Annotated in this window: 1 protein-coding gene; it reads left to right on the top strand. The window is 71.2% G+C overall.

Going from position 1 to position 1282, the window contains the following annotated elements; translation table 11 throughout:
• Window positions 1-170 precede the first annotated feature (170 nt).
• On the top strand, window positions 171-1139 hold the full coding sequence (locus TVH25_RS21305) for a carbohydrate kinase family protein (RefSeq protein WP_422425414.1): 969 nt from the start codon (window positions 171-173) through the stop codon (window positions 1137-1139).
• Window positions 1140-1282 lie beyond the last annotated feature (143 nt).

Here is a 1282-nt window from a genome sequence, read left to right as displayed (position 1 = left end):
CCCCCCCCGGGGGGCGGGCGGGGGGGGGGGTTGCGGCCACGGGGGCGGGCCCGGCGGGGGCCGGGGGGCGCCCCCCCGGGGGCCCTCTCGTGTCTCCGGGTACCGTGAGGGCGCTACGGCCTCGTCCCGAGTGCCTCATCGTCCCGATTCCTGCGGAAAGGTACAGCCACGTGACCATCGCTGTGACCGGCTCCATTGCCACCGATCACCTCATGCGCTTCCCCGGCCGGTTCGCCGAACAGTTGCTCGCCGACCAGCTCGCACACATCTCGCTGAGCTTCCTGGTGGACGACCTCGTCGTCCGGCGAGGTGGTGTCGGCGGCAACATCGCGTTCGCGATGGGTGTGCTCGGCGGTTCTCCGGTGCTCGTCGGCGCGGTCGGCGCGGACTTCGCCGAGTACCGCGGCTGGCTGGAGAACCACGGCGTGAACTGCGCGTCCGTGCATGTCTCCGAGACCGCGCACACGGCTCGGTTCGTGTGCACGACCGATGAGGACATGGCGCAGATCGCGTCGTTCTATCCGGGTGCGATGTCGGAGGCCCGCGAGATCTCGATCGCGGATGTCGTGGCACAACACGGAGTCGACCTCGTGCTGATCGGCGCCAACGACCCCGACGCCATGATCCGCCACACCGAGGAGTGCCGCCGGCTCGGCGTCCCGTTCGTCGCGGACCCCTCCCAGCAGCTCGCGCGCCTCGACGGCAAGCAGGCCGCCGATCTCATCGAGGGCGCGGAGTACCTGTTCACCAACGAATACGAGTGGGGACTGCTCCAGCAGAAGACAGGTCTGACCGAGGACGAGATCGGCGCCAAGGTCGGCATGCGGATCACCACGCTCGGCGGCAACGGCGCGAACATCGTCGACCGTGACGGCAACTGGGTGCACGTCGGCGTGGTCCCGGACCGCGCGAAGGTGGACCCGACCGGCGTCGGCGACGCCTTCCGTGCGGGCTTCCTCGTCGCCCACCGCGCAGGACTGGGTGTCGAACGTGCCGCGCAACTCGGCTCGCTGGTCGCGGTGCACGTCCTCGAGACCACCGGGACGCAGGAGTGGACCTTCGACCGGGCCGATGCGCTCAAGCGTCTCGCCGACGCCTACGGTGCGGCTGCCGCGGACGACATCGCCGCCATCCTCTAGTTCACCGGGCTCCGGCCCTCGGAACGACAACAGACGGTCGTGGTCACATCCGCGCGGCGGGGTGGCCCCCCCCGGCGGTGCGGGTGGGGGGGGTGGCGAGGCCGCGACGGGGGGCGCCGGTTGCTGGATCTGCGGGACGGTGC

The sequence above is a fragment of the Rhodococcus sp. 7Tela_A2 genome (assembly GCF_049311045.1).
Lineage (GTDB): Bacteria > Actinomycetota > Actinomycetes > Mycobacteriales > Mycobacteriaceae > Rhodococcus.
Note: the sequence above shows the minus strand (reverse complement) of the source record. Positions and strands in the feature narration are given on the sequence as shown.